Here is a 745-nt window from a genome sequence, read left to right as displayed (position 1 = left end):
ATCCAATACCGGTATGGTCACCGGCGTATCAGGCGTTGTTGTGGTTCCGTCATCATTGGCCACGGGGCCATCCACGATGGTGACGGTTACCGTTGCTACATTCGACGGGATACCATTCTCATCTTCAACCGTATACTCGAAGGTGTCTTCGCCGGTGAATCCGTCATCCGGCGTATAGGTCACTTCGCCGGTTACCGGATCGACCTCAACCGTTCCGTTTGTCGGCGGGGTGGTGATGGTCACCGTTGTGGAATCCAGCGGTGCGTCACCTTCCTCGTCGTTATCAAGGACGGGGATGGTCACCGGTGTATTGATTGGCGTCATCGCCCCGTCGTCGTTCGCCATCGGGGCCACAGGCTCGGCCACGTCGACCGTTACGGTAGCCGGATTACTTGGTACGCCGTTCTCGTCATCCACGGTATACTCGAAGGTATCCTCACCCTCGAAACCGGGATCCGGCGTATAGGTCACTTCGCCGGTCACGGGATCGACCTCAACCGCTCCGTTTGTCGGCGGGGTGGTGATGGTCACCGGGGTGGCATCCAGCGGTGCATCACCCGGGGTTTCATTATCCCATACCGGTTTGGTCACCGGCGTTTCAGGCGTGGTTGTGGTTCCGTCGTCATGGGCCACGGGGCCATCCACGATGGTGACGGTTACCGTTGCTACATTCGATGGGATACCGTTCTCATCTTCCACGGTATACTCGAAGGTGTCTTCGCCGGTGAATCCGTCATCCGGCGTA

1 protein-coding gene is annotated in these 745 nt (G+C 58.5%); it reads right to left on the bottom strand.

Annotated elements, in window-relative coordinates; genetic code table 11:
* Positions 1 to 745: Ig-like domain-containing protein (locus NF543_RS25280; protein ID WP_257957588.1), on the bottom strand; the 745-nt coding region annotated here is incomplete at both ends.

The organism is Parapedobacter tibetensis (assembly GCF_024704835.1).
Taxonomy (GTDB): Bacteria; Bacteroidota; Bacteroidia; order Sphingobacteriales; family Sphingobacteriaceae; genus Parapedobacter; species Parapedobacter tibetensis.
The sequence above is the reverse complement of the archived record's forward strand: the minus strand, read 5'-3'. Positions and strand labels throughout refer to the sequence as shown.